This window comes from Arthrobacter sp. zg-Y1143 (assembly GCF_030125565.1).
Classification (GTDB): domain Bacteria; phylum Actinomycetota; class Actinomycetes; order Actinomycetales; family Micrococcaceae; genus Arthrobacter_B.
This window is the reverse complement of sequence record NZ_JASKLW010000004.1, coordinates 225478-242345: the sequence shown is the minus strand read 5'-3', so window position 1 is coordinate 242345 and position 16868 is coordinate 225478. Positions and strand designations below refer to the sequence as shown.

The window sequence follows — 16868 nt, the reverse complement described above, 5'->3', positions numbered from 1 at the left end:
TGGGCCGCGTGCGGCGCTAGGCCCGCCGGCGCTGCAGAACGTCGTCGAGGTTGATTTTGCCGGTTTCCGGCCGTTCCTGGGCGGCCGGAGCCGGGACAGCGCCCGGGCGCAGCGGAGTCTTCGTGAGGGGACGCGGGGGCTCGGGCAGGGCAATGGGTTCGGGCGCGCGGCGTTCAGCCTTGGGCGCGTCCACGTAGATCGGCTTGGGAACCTCCACCGGCTGCCACGGGCTGGTGCCGGGCTTGACCGGCTGAGCCGCAGCGGCCACCTTCAGGGCCTCCGCGCGCAGTTCCTCCGCAGTGAACGGGGCAGGAGCTGTCGGTGCTGCGGCGGCGGGAGCTGCTTCGGCGCCCGGGGCGGTGTCCATTTCGGTCGAAACGCCCGTTTCCGTGGAAGCACCGGTGTGAGGGGAAGCGGCGGATTCACGGTCGAAGAGGACGGTTTCTTTCTGTGGTTCGGCTGGTACTGCCCGGGCGGCGGTACCAACTGCTGCACCGTCGGCGCTGCTGTCCTGAACGGCTGCACGGTTCTGCGGCAACGGACCCATGGCGGCACGGAAGGCGTTCTCCATCCGGCGGCGGCGGTCCCGCAGCGCGAGCGAACGCAGGGCGGACACCACCACTGCCGTTACGGCAAGCCCGGCCACCGGCAGCAGCCAGGAAACCGAGGTGACGGCTGCGAGGACCGCACCCAAGGGAATGGCCAGCAGCGCAATGAACCCGACAGCCGCCAGGACGGTCCTGCCGGTCCGGATCCGCAGGGGCGCCGCCGACGTCGGACGCGCCGTCGTTCCCGGCTCCCGGCCGTGTGGGAACCCGCCCCCGCTGGGTGTGTGGCTGCTGGTATTCATGATGTTCCCCTGGAACCCTGTGCCCGGCGAGGCGGGCGGTCGGACGGTGGTGACGGCGGCGGCGGAGAATCCAGCCGCCAGCGATTCGGCGGCTGGTCGCCGGAAGAAATAGGGACCCACCCAGAACAGCCACAGCGCCACGGCAAGTGCCAGCGCCAAAGAGCTGTTCAGGGAGCTGTTAAGAGGGAAGTCCACATCTACGACGGTAGAAGCTCCCGGGCACCGGCCCCCGCATTCAGTGCGGTGTGTCGGCGTGTCCGGTGTGAAAAAAGTTGCCTAACTGTGCCGGCGGGCATTCCACCGGTTCAAGAGCCCCTCCGGCACTTCCTCCGCGGTCAGGGCAAAACTGCGGTGGTCGGTCCATTCTCCGTCGATGTGCAGGTAGCGCAGGCGCATTCCCTCATCACGGAAACCGAGTTTTTCCACCACCCGCAGGCTGGGCCGGTTCTCGGGCCGGATATTGATTTCCATCCGGTGCAGGCCCAGTGCGGAGAAGCAGTAATCAGTGGCCAGGGCGACGGCGGTGGGGACAATGCCGCGGCCGGCACGCGCCTGGTCCACCCAGTAGCCCAGCGTAGCCATCCGCGCGGATCCCCACACAATGCTGGAGACCGTCAACTGCCCCACGATAGCCGGAGCGCGGGCAGGATCCTGCCGCTCGGTAATCACGAACGGCAGCGCGGAGTCCTGCCGCGCCTGCCTATTGAGGCTGCGCACCATCTCCCCATAGGTGGGCGGTTCGCCGCCCGGTACGGGATTGGTCGCTTCCCAGGGACCGACCCACGCTGAATTGCGTGCACGGACGTCAGTCCATTCACGCCGGTCGCGGTGCCGGATCGGCCGGAGCACAACGTCGTCGCTCTCCAGCCTCACCGGCCACGCAGGACCCTGCATCGCGGGTTCTAGGCTTCGAACGTACCGGTGAAGTCCTTGAGCCACTCGCGGAGTCCGGGGCCCAGGTCCTCACGCTCGGAGGCCAGGGTCACCACGGCCTTGAGGTAGCTCATCTTGTCGCCGGTGTCGTAGCGGCGTCCACGGAAGACCACACCGTATACACCCGCGCCTTCTCCCTCGGCGGAGGCAAGGGTCTGCAGTGCGTCGGTCAACTGGATCTCCCCGCCGCGGCCCGGGCCGGTCTGCTCCAGGACCTCGAAGACGGAGGGGTGCAGCACATACCGGCCGATCACGGCCAGGTTGGACGGGGCGTCAGCGGCGTCTGGCTTTTCGACAAGCTCGTTGACGCGGACGTAGTCCTCGCCTTCCACTACGGTGATGTCGGCGCAGCCGTAGGCACTGATCTGCTCGGGGTCGACCTCGATCAGGGCAATCACCGACCCGCCGGTCTTGGCCTGGACGGCCACCATCTGTTCGAGCAGCTCGTCCCGGGCGTCAATGAGGTCATCGCCCAGCAGGACCGCGAAGGGCTCGTCGCCCACGTGCAGCTTTGCGCGCAGCACGGCGTGGCCCAGTCCCTTCGGGTCGCCCTGGCGGAGGTAGTGGATCTCGCCGAGCTCCGACGCTGCACGCACCATTGCGAGCTTGTCGAAGTCGCCCTTGTCTTCCAGGGTCTTCTCGATGAACGGCACGCGGTCGAAGTGGTCCTCGAGCGAGCGCTTGTTCCGTCCGGTGATCATCAGGATGTCCGACATGCCCGCGTTAACGGCTTCTTCAACCACGTACTGGATGGCGGGCTTGTCCACCACCGGGAGCATTTCCTTCGGCATTGCCTTGGTGGCGGGCAGGAAGCGGGTACCGAGACCAGCGGCGGGGATTACGGCTTTGGTTATGGTGGGGCGCGACGTCGTCATAGTCGTAAGACTACCCAAGTGTGCTCAGGTTGCACCAAATAAGCGTGCTATTGGGACAATAGGCCTTATGCGCCAACTGACAAAGGACCAGGCACGGCAGGAATTCCTGCAGAACCGCCGTGGGCTGACGGATGCCGAGCGGACCGCAGCGGCCCGTGGCCTCGCCGTCCGGGGCTTGGACGGCGTCTGCGAGCTGCTGCCCGCCGGCGCTACGGTCGCCTGCTACCTCTCCGTTGGCACCGAACCGGGAACCGGCCTGCTGCTGCCGTCCCTGCACGGGGCCGGCTTCCACGTGGTGGCGCCGGTCTGCGAACCCGGCCGCCAGTTGTCGTGGTGCTCTTGGACACCCGGTATCGACATGGTGCCCGGGATCTATCCGAACCTGATGGAACCGGCCGGACCCCGCTACGCGGCCGCCGATCTGCCCGGCCTCGACCTGGTGTTTGTTCCCGCACTTGCCGCCGATGAGGCCGGGGGCCGGATGGGAAAGGGCGGCGGCTATTACGACCGGTTCCTGGCGCAGCTGCGGGCCGACGGCAACGCAGCACCCGCGGTGGCCGTGGTCTTCGAGCAGGAATTCGTCCCTGCCGGTACCTTTGAAACAACCCCCCTGGATGCGGCCGTGGACGCTGTGCTGACCCCTGCTGCTTGGCGGAAAGTACCGGTTTAACGCATGTATACTTAGCACTCAAGGCCATAGAGTGCCAAGGAGGATTACAGAGTGCCCACGTACGCCTACGCCTGCAAGGACTGCTCCCATTCGTTCGATATCCAGCAGTCCTTCAGCGAAGATTCCCTGACGGTCTGCCCCGAATGCGGCGGCCGTCTTCGCAAGAAATTCAACAGCGTTGGAGTTGTTTTTAAGGGATCCGGTTTCTACCGCACCGATTCCCGCGACGCAGCTTCCTCCGTCCCGGCTGCACCTGCCAAGGCCGACGCCGGCCCGGCGCCGGCCGCCAAGGCCGAAAGCGGCACTTCTTCCGCCGCGGCAACCTCCTCCCCCGCCTAGGCCGACCCCGCCTCCACAGCAGGCCTTCCCTCCGCGGGCGGGCATCGCCGCCACCCCGCCGCTCCCCCGGCGCCTTTGGAGGGCCGCACCGCGCCTAGCGTGGCGGCATGCCTTTTCGACGCCGGATTGTTCCCGGCCCCCCAGGTTCCGCCCCGTCTCTTTTCACCGGCGACCGCGCCTTGGGCGTGCATCCACACAGCCGACGACGACGCCTGCGCCGCTTCGTCGCGCGCCGCCGCAGGCTGTTGGCTGCCCTGGCCTGCTGCGCTGCTGCCGGCATTGCGATCCAGGCACTGATTCCGCCGGACGCGGAGCGGACCGTGGTGGTCCGTGCCGCCCGGGACCTGCCGGCCGGCGCGGTGCTGGAGGCCGGATCACTGGCAACTGCCAGCATCCCCTCCGAAACTGTTCCGCCCGGCGCCCATGACACTCTCGAACCGCTGGTGGGGCGGCGCCTGGCCACGCCGCTGTTACGGGGCAGTCCCGTTACTGAAATCTCGCTCGCCGGTTCGGGACTGCTGGCAGGGGCACCACCCGGCACGGTTGCCGTCCCCCTTCGCCCGGCTGATCCTTCGGTGCTCGGCCTGCTGGGGCCGGGTCAACTGGTCACCGTGGTGGCGGCGTCCGGCGAGGCGGACTACAGCGCGGGCGCGGCAGCGCAGGACAGTGCCGCGCAGGACGGCGCTGTGGTTCTTGCTACGGCGGTTCCGGTGCTGTGGGTCTCCGGCGCCTCCCCCGGGGCAGGTTTCCCCGGTGCCGGCTCCGCATCCGGCGACTGGACGGCAAGCGCCGGCGAAGGCCTGGTGGTGGTTGCCGCCAACCATGAGGACGCGGCCCGGCTTACTGCGGCATCCGGAACCCGCGGGATATACCTGGTCCTCACGGGAGGGTAGCCCCCCGCGGGCGGAAGGGAGTCAGCCCCAGTGCGGCGGCCGCTGCTCCAGCAGCCAGGAGTCACGGTCCTCCGGACCGTCGCCCCACACCCTGGGATCGTCCTCCTTGGCCTTGACCGGAACCAGCCCTGTTGGCCCGATCGATCCTGCACGGCGGTTGCCGCGCCGGCGCGGTGCCGCATGCTCCGGCGACGGCTGCTCGTTGCCGTCACCGGAACCGTGCGGCTCCTGGTGCTTCATCACTGCTTCATTCTCCTTGCGTGCTCTCCGGAAGGGATCCGGCCCTCCGATCGCGCATCCGGCTGCTGCCGTGCGGGGTCACCGTGACGGTGGCGCTGCCGCCCGGCTGCGTGCCGGTGCTGCCGGCCGCCGCTCCGCGGTTCACCGGCTGCGGTGCCGCATGGTCCGTTTCGGGCAGCCCCAGGTAGCGGCCGACCAAGTCGGCGCAGGCCGACGGATCGCTGAAGACCTCAATGGTCCACAACGGCATGTACCGCCAACCGCGGCGCTCCAGCAGCTGCGGACGCAGGCGGCTGCGTTCCCGGACGGACATGGCCCGGTACCGGTCCGTGCCGTCGGACTCAATAGCCAGCGGAACCGACATGCTGGCCGAGTCTCCGGTCAGGGGCGCGGCCGCGACAATGTCGATGGCGCCGTCGTAGTGGTCCCACACCTTGGCGCCCCGTCCGCGCAGGCGCTCGACCAGGTCCGCGACCAGCGGGTCCTCTTCCATGATGCCACCGGTTGCCGGTCCTTCCACGGCCTTGGCCGTTTCCGGCTCCAGTTCGCGTTTGATCAGTTCGTAGAAGTCCAGCGCTCCGTATCCCAGCCGGGTCCGGTCCAGGTCCGCCGGCTGGAAGCAGGTGAGTACATGCTGCTTGTAGCGGGCGCGGGTCATGGCCGTGACGAATTTCTTGCGTCCGTCCGGTGCCGAGAGGGGGCCGAAGTTGTGCAGCGCACGGCCGTGCGGGGTGCGGCCGAAGCCCAGGGAGAAGATCACGCAGTCGCGCACCATTCCCACGGCCCGGTCCACCGGAACCACCCGGAAGGACTCGGTTTTGGCGGTGAAGAAGTCAGCTGCCCAGGGGAAGTTGGCCATTTGTACACGGATGGCCTCGGCTACCCGGACGGCATGGCGCGGGCTGGCCGTGATAACACCCAGGGAGTGGTGCGGGCGGCGGCGGATGTGTTCAAAGACCAGGTCGACCACGCGGTTGACCTCGGCCGCCACGCTTTCCACACCCTCATGGTCGGCACTGGGCATGCCGGTACCGTCGGCCAGGTATTCCACGGACAGGGAACGGTGGCCGCTGGTGACCTCTTCAGCGCTCGGCACCATGGAGAGCCGGCCGTCATAGAAGGAGTCGCTGAGCTGGCGCAGCAGCGCCTTGTCAGTCCCCCGGTACACAGTGGACAGGGTTCGGGTGGGCAGCACACGCTCCAGTGCGTCAAACGCACTGAGCAGTTCAACGTGCTGCAGCGGCGCCCCGGCCGGTTCCACACCAATGGTGAACGGCCGCGGTCCGCCCAGCCAGCTGTCGCCGAAGGCAATGACCTGGGAGGCGCGGGCCAGGGCGGGCACCGCGGACTGCAGGCTGGTGGACTCGGCATCCAGCAGGACCACCGTGTCGAAGCGCCGGTCCTCGGGCAGGACCATCGGCAGCACCAGGGGGCTGGCAGCCCACACGGGCAGCAGGGCCGAGACGAGTTCCTCGGACTGCTCGCAGAGGCTGTCCAGGGACAGCTCGCCGTCCTTGATCAGCTCGCGCAGCTGGTTGGCAGCTCCCGCGGAGCGGTCGACGCCGGAACGCCAGCGTGAGGCCAGGCTCCAGCGCAGGCGGGCACTGCCAGAGGCGATGTGGGCGTTGTCCGCGAGCCGGTATTCCGCTTCCAGGCGGCGCAGGCTGTTGCCGTCGGACATGGCCAGGTAATCATCACCGCTGATCATGGCTTCCAGCGCGGACTGCCACCAGGCCAGTTCCAGTTCATAACCCACGTGCTTGGGCTGGACCTGCCGTTCGGCCAGGTCATCCAGCAGTTCGCCCAGGCCCTGGGCCCGCATTTCATCCAGCAGCAGGGTGCGCTCGGGCAGCGTTTCCAGTGTTTGGCGGTCCCCTGCCAGCTCGCTGAGCTGTTTCTCCAGCTCATCCAGCTGCAGGGAAGCCAGGTCAGGGTGCAGCGGCGTCTCGGCCAGGATCCCGGTCAGGGTGTCCAGCTGGTTCTTGACCAACACGTAGGACCGGTTGATCTCCGCCAGGCCGGTGGGTACCGAGGGGTGGCGCTGGGTGGTGGCGTACCGGGTCCAGGTGGCCCGCTGCTGCTGCACTTCGGTCAGGGACGCGTGCAGGTCCGAGATGTGGACGCCGGGACGCACATATTCCTTGGCCACCCGGCGCAGGCGGGAACGGGTCATCGAGCTCATGTCGATTCCGCGCTCGCGCCGCCAGGAAGAAGAGGCGGTGGCGGAAATCAGGTCGGTGACCGGGCGGTCGAAAATATCCGGCGTGAACTTGTCCAGGCTTTCGCGCACGGCGACCAGCAGTTCCAGCTGTTCGCCCCACTGTGCGAAGGTTTCGCCCAAACGGATTTCGGAGTGCTCGGCTACGTCTTGGACCTTCGCGCGCAGGGCGGGCAGGTCCGTGGCAAGGGTTTGGGTCAGCGCGTAGGCTTCTTCGGTTTCCTTGCGGTTGAGCAGCTTGGCACCGTACCAGGGGCTGGTGGTGGCCGCGCGGCTGAAACTGCCCAGTTCGGCGGACCGGCGCAGGCGTCCGGTCAGCTCAGTGCGGTCCGTGATGCTGTCCAGCACGCTCCGCTTGAGCCGGACGGTGGTGGCCGGCGCGGGGCTCATGCTGGTCAGCTCCGCCAGGGACTGCATGGCCTGGTACGGCGAGCAGCCCCAGCGGCGGCGCACGTTGTGCAGGGACTTGACGTGGTCCCGCAATTGGTGCCGGTTTTCGAGCAGGACCTTGTGCAGGCCCGCTACTTCCGGGGCCTGGGCTTTCTCGTTGCGCACGATGGCCCGGATCAGCTGGTCCTTGAGCTGCTGCTGGGTGAGGCCTGCGTTGACCTGCAGGACCAGGGAGCCCAGCTGCAGGGCATCGAGTTCGGACACGAACTGGTTCAGGGTGCCGCGGCGTTCGGCAACCACGAGCACTGACTTGCCCGCGTTGGCCAGGGCCGCGACGGCGTTCAGGGCCGTTTGGGTCTGCCCGGTGCCGGCCGGAGCCGAGACCACCAGGGACTGCCCGGCATTGACCAGGTCCAGGACTTCCTGCTGCTGCCGGTCCGCGTCGAGGATCAGCAGTTCGTCTGCGGGGTCGCGGTCGTCCAGCGGCGGCAGGTCCAGCGGCCGGGCGGAGGCCGGCGCGGCAGAACCGTCGCGGGCGGCGTCGATCAGCGCGCGGAGGATCGGGTGCGCGGGGTCCAGCGCCGGGTCCTCGGCGAGGTCCGCCAGGTCGGCGAAGGTGGATACCAGCAGCCGGTGCTCGATGTTGATGCCGCGGACGCTGCCGGTGACGGCACGGAGCCGTTCCAGCACCGGGTGCGGATCGAAGCGGGCGGTGCCGTAGGCCAGGCGGGTCAGGGCGTCGACGTCGATGTCCAGGCCCTGTTCCTGCTGCAGGTGGCGTACCAGCGCGGGGTTCAGTGCTGCCTTTTCGGTCAGCTGGAGTTCGTAGTCATCCTGGGAGGCATGGATGGTCAGGGCCACGGGGGTCAGCAGCACCGGCGCGGTGAGCGACTCGGGGCGCAGTGCCTCGTCCGAGGCGTACCGCCAGGAGGCGGTACCGGCGGCCATGTACCCAACGTCGATGCCGCGGTCGGTGCCCAGCTCGTAAATCTTGGCGCGAAGCAGGCGCCCGGCCTTCATGGCGGCACCGTACTGATCCGGGTCCCGCAGCAGCGTGGACAGGCGGGTGCGGCGGCCGGCCAGCAGCTGGGCCAGGCCGGAGGGATGCGCGTGCGTCAGGTCGATGCTGTTCGCGGCTGAGGGGGTGAAATGCAGCAAAGTGTCCGTTCCGGCGTGCTGTCCCAATTGTCCCAGCCACGGCAGCAGGAAGTCCGAGGGATTCTCCCCGGTATTCTGCTCAGACACTAGTGCCCTCTTTTCTGCACTTCCGCGCGTTTTCGACCAAATTGGCATACGTTCAAAACTATCGCGTCGGGCACGGTTTCCCGAACATAGCAACGCGGGGGACAAACAGAGGGGCCAACACCGGGAACGGTACCGGGCAGCACCGGATACGAAGCTGGGGACGGCCAAAATGGCCGTCCCCAGCTTTTTACGCTATTCCCACTCGATTGTTCCCGGTGGCTTGGACGTGACATCCAGCACTACGCGGTTGATTCCGTCCACCTCGTTGGTGATGCGGTTGGAAATACGTGCCAGCAGGTCGTACGGCAGGCGTGACCAGTCGGCTGTCATTGCGTCTTCGCTCGAGACCGGGCGCAGGACGATGGGGTGGCCGTAGGTCCGGCCGTCGCCCTGCACGCCCACGCTGCGTACGTCGGCGAGCAGGACCACCGGCATCTGCCACACCTCGTTGTCCAGGCCGGCAGCGGTCAGCTCGGCGCGGGCAATGGCGTCGGCACGGCGGAGCAGGTCCAGGCGTTCCTTGGTGACCTCGCCGACAATGCGGATACCCAGGCCGGGGCCGGGGAACGGCTGGCGTCCCACGATTTCGGCGGGCAGGCCGAGCTCGGCACCCACGGCGCGGACTTCGTCCTTGAACAGCGCCCGCAGGGGCTCCACGAGTTCGAACTTCATGTCCTCGGGCAGCCCGCCCACGTTGTGGTGGCTCTTGATGTTGGCTGCGCCTTCACCGCCGCCGGACTCGACGACGTCGGGGTACAGGGTGCCCTGGACCAGGAAGCGGATGGGCTCGCCCTCGGCTTCGGCCTTGGCCATGATGGCCCGCTCGGCTTCTTCGAAGGCCCGGATGAACTCGCGGCCGATGATCTTGCGCTTCGTCTCCGGATCCGACACCCCGGCAAGTGCGCTCAGGAAGCGCTCCTGCTCGTTGGCCACATACAGGTTGACGCCGGTGGCGGCCACGAAATCGCGTTCCACCTGCTCGGCTTCGCCTTCACGCAGCAGCCCGTGGTCCACGAAGACACAGGTCAGCTGGTCGCCGACGGCGCGCTGGACCAGGGCGGCGGCTACAGCGGAGTCGACGCCGCCGGAGAGTCCGCAGATAACCCGGGAAGTGCCGACCTGGGCGCGGATGCGGGCAACCTGCTCTTCCACGATGTTGCCCGTGGTCCAGCTGCGGTCCAGCTTGGCGCCCTTGAAGAGGAAGTTCTCCAGCACGGTCTGGCCGTGGGCGGAGTGCTTGACCTCGGGGTGCCACTGCACGCCGTAGAGGCCCTTTTCCTCATTCGCGAAGGCCGCCACCGGTGCTCCGGCAGTGCTGGCTAGAACGTCGAAGCCTTCCGGGGCTTCCTGGACGCTGTCGCCGTGGCTCATCCACGTGTTCTGCTCCTCGGGGGTCCCCTCGAGGATGGACCGGGCACCGCCGACGGCGCGGGCATCGGTGGAGCCGTACTCGCGCAGGCCGGTCTTGGCCACCTTGCCGCCCAGGGCGGCAGCCATGGCCTGGAAACCGTAGCAGATGCCGAATACGGGCACGCCGGCTTCGAACAGGTCGGTGTGCACGGTCGGGGCGCCTTCGGCGTAAACGCTGGAGGGGCCGCCGGAAAGGATGATGGCAGCCGGGTTCTTCGCCAGCAGCTGCTCGGTGGTGTAGGTGTGGGGAACCACCTCGGAGTAGACGTCGGCTTCGCGCACCCGGCGGGCAATCAACTGGGCGTACTGTGCTCCGTAGTCCACAACAAGGACGGGCCGCTCTTCAATGGGGTCAGTCGCGGGATTAGTCACGTTTCAAGGATAGTCGGCCCGCCGCCGGGCATGCACACCGGCCGGCGGACGCTTTGCTGCATCCGCTGGCCGGCAGGTCCGCTTAGTACCGCTTGGCCGCTTCAGGATGGGCGTCGAGCTCGGCCAGGACCTGCTTGTGGACGCGTCCCTCGACAATAAAGGAGAGGAACGGCACAACGCCGCCGAGGGCGATGAGGATGAACTTGGAGAACGGCCAGCGCATCAGCTGCCACAGCCGGAAGTCCGAAAGCAGGTAAACCACGTACATCCAGCCGTGCAGGATCAGCACGCCGATGGACAGGTTGACCCCGCCCACAATGATTTCGGTATTGAAGCCGTACTTGGCAACCATCTCTACCACCAGGGCCAGCAGCAGCACGCCGGTGACGTAGGCAAAGACCTTGTAGAACCCCAGGGCGGAGCGGATCTGGGCGTGCGTACCCCCGAACCGGCGCTTCTTTTTCTTCGGGGTTGCTTTGGCGGTGCCTGCGGATTCGCTCACTTGGTTACCTCACTGCTGGGGTGGTCGGCTTCGGGTTCTGCATCGTCGTCGTCATACTCGTCTTCGTATTCGTCGTCCTCAAGGCTGCGCCGGTAGTCGTCGGCCACCAGCCGCCACCACAGGAACACGGAGAAACCGGCGAAAACAATCCATTCCAGGGCGTAGAAAATATTCAGCCAGTTGACCGGGGTTTCCTCCGGCTGGGCTTGAACCTGCACGGGCTGCATGCTGCCCGTCTCCGGTGCCACGCCGTCGACCGTGAGCTCATGCGCGGTCACGAACGCCGAATACGACGGGGTGTCCCACAGGTTGATCAGCTCGGCGGTGGACAGCGATGGAACACGGCCCTCTGCGGGGGTCTTGGCCACCGGGGCCTCGGTGGGCAGCAGGCGGCCGACGACGGCGGCGTCACCGGCCGGGGCCGGCTCGGCGTCGTCGGGGTCCTGTACCCAGCCGCGGACCACGGGGATCACTTCGCCGGCCGGAGCACCGTCGACCTTGAAGGCGGTGACCACCCAGTAGCCCTCCTGTCCGTCCTGGAGCCGCTGCTCCACGAGGACGGATTTTTCCGGTTCAAAATGCCCGGTGAAGGAGACCATCTGGTCGGCTTCGGATTCGAAGATCGGTTTGCCGGGGGTGAAGGCTTCGGTCAGCGGGCGGACGTCTTCGGTGGCCCGGGGGCCGGTGGACTCCTCCGGTTCGGCGCTGGAGAACTGCCATTGGCTCAACAGCACAAAGACCGTCGAGATTGCTAGGGCAAAGAGCAGGCCGGCTATCCAGCGCGGCTGCAGGGCAGTTTTGAGCACGCGTTAACGGTACTTCGTCCGGCTGTAGAAAACCCAATGGCGTTTGGCTGGTGCCTAGTGGTCGAAGAACACCAGGGAGGAATTGATCAGTTCCGCAATAACCTCGGCATCGTTGGCCCGGCGCAGGGAATCCCTGAAGGCGGGCCGGAACAGGGACCGCGCAATGGTGGCCAGCACTTCCAGGTGCTGGGAGAAGGACGCAGAAGGTGTGGCGATGAGCAAGATCACAGTTGCCGGGCCGTCGGCGGCACCGAAATCCACGCTGTGCCCGTACCGGGCTATGCCCACGGCGATGGATGTCTCGCGGACGTACTCGCTGCGGGCGTGGGGCAGCCCGATCCCGCCGGGCAGCCCGGTGGCCATCTGGTGTTCCCGGGCACGCACCTGCTCCAGGAAGCCCTCCAGGTTACTGATCCGCCCGGTGTCGTAGAGCCGCGCCGCCAGCTGCGCCGCGGCGTCGTACCGGTCCGCTGCCTCCATTTCCAGGATCACCAGCGCAGGTTCGGTGAGCACCGCCCCCGCTTCGTTCAGTGAAAGTTCTTCAGCCAAGGTTTCCGATTCCGCCTAGATCCTGGGGGCAATGTCTTCAGCGGCCAGGCGGGCGGCGTCGGCACTCTTGTCGTCGGGCTGTTCCTGGCTGAGCCGTTCAGCCTCCACCCGGGCCGCGTAATGCGCCACTTCGCTTTCGGCCCGGGCCACGTCCCAGCCCAGCAGCGGAGCCATCAGCTCGGCGGCCACCGGCGCAGCGGACACCCCGCGGTCCCAGGTCTCAATGGAGATGCGTGTGCGGCGGGCCAGGACGTCCTCCACATGCCGGGCGCCCTCATGCGTGGTGGCGTAGACGACCTCGGCGCGCAGGTAGTCGTCGGCGCCGGGCAGCGGTTCGGCCAGGGCCGGATCCTCGCGGATCAGGTCCAGCACGTCGTAGGCCATGGAGCCGTACCGGTTGAGCAGGTGTTCAACCCGGGCTACGTGCACCCCGTACTCGTCGGCGGTGCGGTGCCGCCGGTTCCAGGCCGCCGCGTAGCCCACCGCTCCCAGCAGCGGGATGGTCTGGGTGCAGCTTTCGGGCACCTTTTCGTCCAGCGCCCGGGCGGCCTCGTCAACGGCGTCCTTGGCCATCACGCGGTAGGTGGTCCATTTTCCGCCGGCCACCACCACCAGGCCGGGCACGGGGTGGGCCACCACGTGCTCGCGGGACAGCTTGGCCGTGGAGTCATTCTCGCCGGCCAGCAGCGGCCGGAGCCCGGCATAGACCCCCTCCACATCCGCGCGCCCCAGCGGCGTCTTCAGCACCAGGTTCACATGCTCAAGGATGTAGTCGATGTCCGCCGAGGTAGCCGCGGGATGGGCCTTGTCCAGGTTCCAGTCAGTGTCGGTGGTGCCGATGATCCAGTGCCGTCCCCACGGGATGACGAACAGCACCGACTTCTCGGTCCGCAGGATCATGCCCACGGTGGACTGGATGCGGTCCTTGGGGACCACCAGGTGCACCCCCTTGGAGGCCCGGACCTTCAGCTGGCCGCGGTCGGTGACCAGGGCCTGGGTTTCGTCCGTCCATACACCGGTGGCGTTGACCACCTGGCTGGCGGCAATATCGAACTCGGCACCGGTCTCCTGGTCGCGGACGCGGGCGCCAACCACCCGCTCCCCCTCGCGCAGGAACTCGACCACGGCCAGGCGGTTGACCACGGCTGCCCCGTAATGCGCCGCGGTCCGGACCATGTTGGCCACGTACCGGGCATCGTCCACCTGCCCGTCGTAGTAGCGGATGGCACCCACCATCGCGTCATCCTTCAGGCTCGGGGCCATGCGCAGGGTCTGCTTGCGGGTCAGGTGCTTCTGCATGGGCACGCCCCGGGAATTGCCGGAGGTCATGCCCATGGTGTCGTAGAGGAAGATGCCTGCACCCACGTAGGGCCGCTCGATGACCCGCTTGGTGAGCGGATACAGGAACGCCACGGGCTTCACCAGGTGCGGGGCGATCCGCTGGAGCAGCAGGCCGCGCTCCTTCAGTGCCTCCTGCACGAGGGCGAAGTCCAGCATTTCCAGGTAGCGCAGGCCGCCGTGGATGAGTTTGGAGGACCGTGACGATGTTCCCGACGCCCAGTCACGGGCCTCCACCATGCCCACCTTCAAGCCCCGCGTTACGGCGTCTAGGGCTGCTCCGGCGCCCACGACGCCGCCGCCCACAATCAGGATGTCCAGTTCATTTCCGGGTTGCGCGGTGGACCGCAGCCGGTCCATCGCATCAATCCGGTACTCGGGGCTCAGGGCGTCTGCAGACATGGTCAAGGTTCCTCTCTAGGGTCCTGCCGTAGCTGCGTCCACTCTAGGCAATGAGCGGCGGTTATTACAGGTTGTACTGGTACGGCGAAACCAACACCTCAATACGCTGGAACGCCTTGAGGTCCGAATACCCGGTGGTCGCCATGGCCCGGCGCAGCGCGCCCATCAGGTTCGAGGTGCCGTTGGTGTGGTGGGAGGGGCCCCACAGGACTTCCCGAAGCGGTCCCACGGTGTCCAGCCGGACCCTGTCGCCGCGCGGCAGCTCGCTGTGGTGGGCTTCCTGGCCCCAGTGCCAGCCCTGCCCCGGCGCCTCTTCGGCGCGGGCCAGCGCGGAACCGAGCATTACCGCGTCGGCGCCCATGGCGAAGGCCTTGATGATGTCGCCGCTGGTGCCCATGCCGCCGTCGGCAATGACGTGCACGTACCGGCCGCCGGACTCATCCATGTAGTCCCGGCGCGCTTCGGCAATGTCGGAGATGGCCGTAGCCATGGGGGCGTGGATGCCCAGGGCGCGGCGGGTGGTGGTGGTGGCTCCGCCGCCGAAGCCGACCAGCACGCCGGCGGCGCCGGTGCGCATCAGGTGCAGGGCCGGGGTGTAGCCGGCAGCGCCGCCGACAATTACGGGGACATCGAGTTCGTAGATGAACTGCTTCAGGTTCAGCGGTTCCACGTTCTTGGACACGTGCTCGGCCGAAACGGTGGTGCCGCGGATGACGAAAACGTCGACGCCGGCAGCCAGGACCGTCTTGTAGAACTCCTGGGTGCGCTGCGGGGTGAGCGAACCGGCAACCGTCACGCCGGCGTCGCGCATCTCGGCCAGCCGGGAACTGATCAGCTCGGCGCGGATGGGAGCGTCGTAGATTTCCTGCAGGCGGGCGGTGGCGGCGGGATTGAAGTTGTCGCGGCTGAGCTCGGCAATTTCGTCCAGCAGCGGCTGCGGATCTTCGTACCGGGTCCACAGGCCTTCGAGGTTCAGCACACCCAGGCCGCCCAGCTTGCCCAGCGCAATGGCGGAGGCCGGGGACATGACCGAGTCCATGGGCGCGCCGATGACCGGCATCTCGAACTGGTAGGCGTCTATCTGCCAGTTGATCGAGACGTCCTGCGGATCACGGGTACGCCGCGAGGGCACAATTGCCACGTCATCCAGGGAGTAGGCTCTGCGCCCTTGCTTGCCACGGCCAATTTCAATCTCGTTACTCACACTCCCTAGGTTATCCCAGTGTGTGACGGGAGGCTTAAACACCAAGGGCAGCCGCCGCGCAGTGCGCAGGAGCTGCCCTTGGCCGGAAACCGGTTAGCGGCGTGAACCGTAGTTCGGTGCCTCGACAGTCATCATGATGTCGTGCGGGTGGGATTCCTTCAGGCCGGCCGGGGTGATCCGGACGAACTTGCCCTTGGCCTTCAGTTCGGGGATGGTGCGTGCGCCGGTGTAGAACATGGTCTGGCGCAGGCCGCCCACCAGCTGGTGGGCCACGGCCGAGAGCGGCCCGCGGTAGGGCACCTGGCCCTCGATGCCTTCCGGGATCAGCTTTTCGTCGCTGGGGACGTCGGCCTGGAAGTAGCGGTCCTTGGAGTAGGAGGTGTTCTTGCCCCGGGACTGCATGGCACCCAGGGAGCCCATGCCGCGGTAGGACTTGAACTGCTTGCCGTTGACGAACACCAGGTCACCCGGGCTTTCGGCAGAACCGGCGAGCAGGCCGCCGAGCATAACGGTGTCGGCGCCGGCCACAATGGCCTTGCCGATGTCGCCGGAGTACTGCAGGCCGCCGTCGGCGATCAGCGGCACGCCGGCGGGAATGGCCGCCTTGGACGCTTCGTAGATGGCGGTGATCTGGGGTACCCCGACGCCGGCCACCACGCGGGTGGTGCAGATGGAGCCGGGGCCCACACCCACCTTGATGGCGTCGGCACCGGCGTCAATCAGTGCCTGGGCGCCTTCGCGGGTGGCCGCCTGGCCGCCGATGATGTCCACGTGTGCCGCGGCCGGATCCTTCTTCAGGCGGGCGATCATTTCCAGCACACCGGCGCTGTGGCCGTTGGCGGTGTCCACCACGAGGATGTCGACGCCGGCCTCCACCATGGACATGGCACGCTCGTACCCGTCGCCGAAGAACCCGATGGCGGCGCCCACGCGCAGCCGTCCTTCATCGTCCTTGGTGGCCAGCGGGTACTGCTCCGCCTTGTCGAAGTCCTTGACGGTGATCAGGCCCTGCAGCTTGCCGTCGTCGTCCACCAGCGGCAGCTTCTCGATGCGGTTCTTGCCGAGCAGCTCCACGGTTTCCTCGGCGCTGATCCCCACCCGGCCGGTGATGAGCGGCATCCGCGTCATTACTTCTTCGACCTTGCGGTTGGGGTACTCGGAGACCGGAATGAACCGGGTGTCGCGGTTGGTCACAATGCCCAGCAGCGTGTTTTCCTCGTCGACAACCGGCAGGCCGGAAACGCGGAAGTGTGCGCACAGGTCATCGAGGTCGCGCAGGGTGGCGCCGGGGGAAATGGTGACCGGGTTGGTGATCATGCCCGATTCGCTGCGCTTGACGCGGTCCACGTGCTCGGCCTGGTCAGCGATGGAAAGGTTGCGGTGGATGACGCCGAGGCCGCCCTGGCGGGCCATTGCGATGGCCATGCGGGACTCGGTCACCGTGTCCATGGCGGCCGAAAGCAGCGGGGTCTGCACGGTGATGCGCTTGGACAGCCGCGAGCTGGTGTCTGCTTCGGAGGGGATAACATCCGTCGGGCCGGGCAGCAGGAGGACGTCGTCGTACGTCAGGCCGACGAAGCCGAACGGATCATGTTCTGGGTACTGCTGACTCAAAGCTGCGCCTCTTTCGGG

At 67.3% G+C, this 16868-nt stretch carries 15 protein-coding genes; 3 read left to right on the top strand and 12 right to left on the bottom strand.

All coding sequences use genetic code 11. From position 1 onward, the window contains the following. Positions 1-16: 16 nt before the first annotated feature. From QNN98_RS05245 to galU, 3 genes are all read right to left on the bottom strand, one after another. Complete coding sequence (locus QNN98_RS05245) at positions 17-1045, bottom strand: hypothetical protein (RefSeq protein WP_283996441.1); 1029 nt, start codon at positions 1043-1045, stop codon at positions 17-19. 81 nt (positions 1046-1126) lie between these two features. Continuing rightward, a complete protein-coding gene (locus tag QNN98_RS05240; protein ID WP_283996440.1) occupies positions 1127-1744 on the bottom strand; it encodes a GNAT family N-acetyltransferase in 618 nt (205 codons plus the stop codon). 8 nt (positions 1745-1752) lie between these two features. After that, the gene (gene galU, locus QNN98_RS05235; RefSeq protein ID WP_227912886.1) at positions 1753-2658 is read right to left on the bottom strand and encodes a UTP--glucose-1-phosphate uridylyltransferase GalU; all 906 of its coding nucleotides are present in this window, start codon (positions 2656-2658) and stop codon (positions 1753-1755) included. Positions 2659-2725: 67 nt separating this feature from the next. On the opposite strand from galU, the gene QNN98_RS05230 reads away from it, so the two are divergent. From QNN98_RS05230 to QNN98_RS05220, 3 genes are all read left to right on the top strand, one after another. Then, positions 2726-3328 (top strand): 5-formyltetrahydrofolate cyclo-ligase, encoded by a 603-nt coding sequence (locus QNN98_RS05230; protein ID WP_227925060.1) that lies wholly within the window; start codon positions 2726-2728, stop codon positions 3326-3328. Between the two features lie 51 nt (positions 3329-3379). Continuing rightward, positions 3380-3667, top strand: coding sequence for an FmdB family zinc ribbon protein (locus QNN98_RS05225; RefSeq protein ID WP_227912884.1), 288 nt, complete (start codon positions 3380-3382; stop codon positions 3665-3667). Positions 3668-3774: 107 nt separating this feature from the next. Further along, positions 3775-4560 carry an SAF domain-containing protein gene (locus QNN98_RS05220; protein WP_283996439.1) on the top strand — a complete coding sequence of 262 codons (786 nt, stop codon included), beginning with the start codon at positions 3775-3777 and terminating at the stop codon, positions 4558-4560. A gap of 21 nt (positions 4561-4581) precedes the next feature. Here QNN98_RS05220 and QNN98_RS05215 read toward each other — a convergent pair whose 3' ends face one another. The 9 genes from QNN98_RS05215 to guaB form a co-directional block, all read right to left on the bottom strand. Then, positions 4582-4803 carry a hypothetical protein gene (locus QNN98_RS05215; RefSeq protein WP_283996438.1) on the bottom strand — a complete coding sequence of 74 codons (222 nt, stop codon included), beginning with the start codon at positions 4801-4803 and terminating at the stop codon, positions 4582-4584. Positions 4804-4807: 4 nt separating this feature from the next. After that, entirely contained in the window at positions 4808-8653 is a 3846-nt protein-coding gene (locus QNN98_RS05210) for an AAA family ATPase (RefSeq protein ID WP_502864584.1), read from the bottom strand. Positions 8654-8845: 192 nt separating this feature from the next. Continuing rightward, positions 8846-10435, bottom strand: a complete 1590-nt coding sequence (gene guaA / locus QNN98_RS05205; RefSeq protein ID WP_227912878.1) for a glutamine-hydrolyzing GMP synthase — start codon at positions 10433-10435, stop codon at positions 8846-8848. An 82-nt stretch (positions 10436-10517) separates the two neighbouring features. Continuing rightward, entirely contained in the window at positions 10518-10937 is a 420-nt protein-coding gene (locus tag QNN98_RS05200; RefSeq protein ID WP_227912877.1) for a DUF3817 domain-containing protein, read from the bottom strand. Further along, the gene (locus tag QNN98_RS05195) at positions 10934-11743 is read right to left on the bottom strand and encodes an SURF1 family protein (RefSeq protein WP_227912874.1); all 810 of its coding nucleotides are present in this window, start codon (positions 11741-11743) and stop codon (positions 10934-10936) included. Before QNN98_RS05195 ends, QNN98_RS05200 begins: the two co-directional genes overlap by 4 nt. Before the next feature lie 54 nt (positions 11744-11797). Continuing rightward, positions 11798-12292 (bottom strand): PTS sugar transporter subunit IIA, encoded by a 495-nt coding sequence (locus tag QNN98_RS05190; RefSeq protein ID WP_227912873.1) that lies wholly within the window; start codon positions 12290-12292, stop codon positions 11798-11800. Between the two features lie 15 nt (positions 12293-12307). After that, a complete protein-coding gene (locus tag QNN98_RS05185; protein ID WP_283996436.1) occupies positions 12308-14032 on the bottom strand; it encodes a glycerol-3-phosphate dehydrogenase/oxidase in 1725 nt (574 codons plus the stop codon). Between the two features lie 64 nt (positions 14033-14096). Beyond that, positions 14097-15236 carry a GuaB3 family IMP dehydrogenase-related protein gene (locus tag QNN98_RS05180; protein ID WP_227912872.1) on the bottom strand — a complete coding sequence of 380 codons (1140 nt, stop codon included), beginning with the start codon at positions 15234-15236 and terminating at the stop codon, positions 14097-14099. Positions 15237-15329: 93 nt separating this feature from the next. Beyond that, on the bottom strand, positions 15330-16850 hold the full coding sequence (gene guaB, locus QNN98_RS05175) for an IMP dehydrogenase (protein ID WP_227912871.1): 1521 nt from the start codon (positions 16848-16850) through the stop codon (positions 15330-15332). Positions 16851-16868 lie beyond the last annotated feature (18 nt).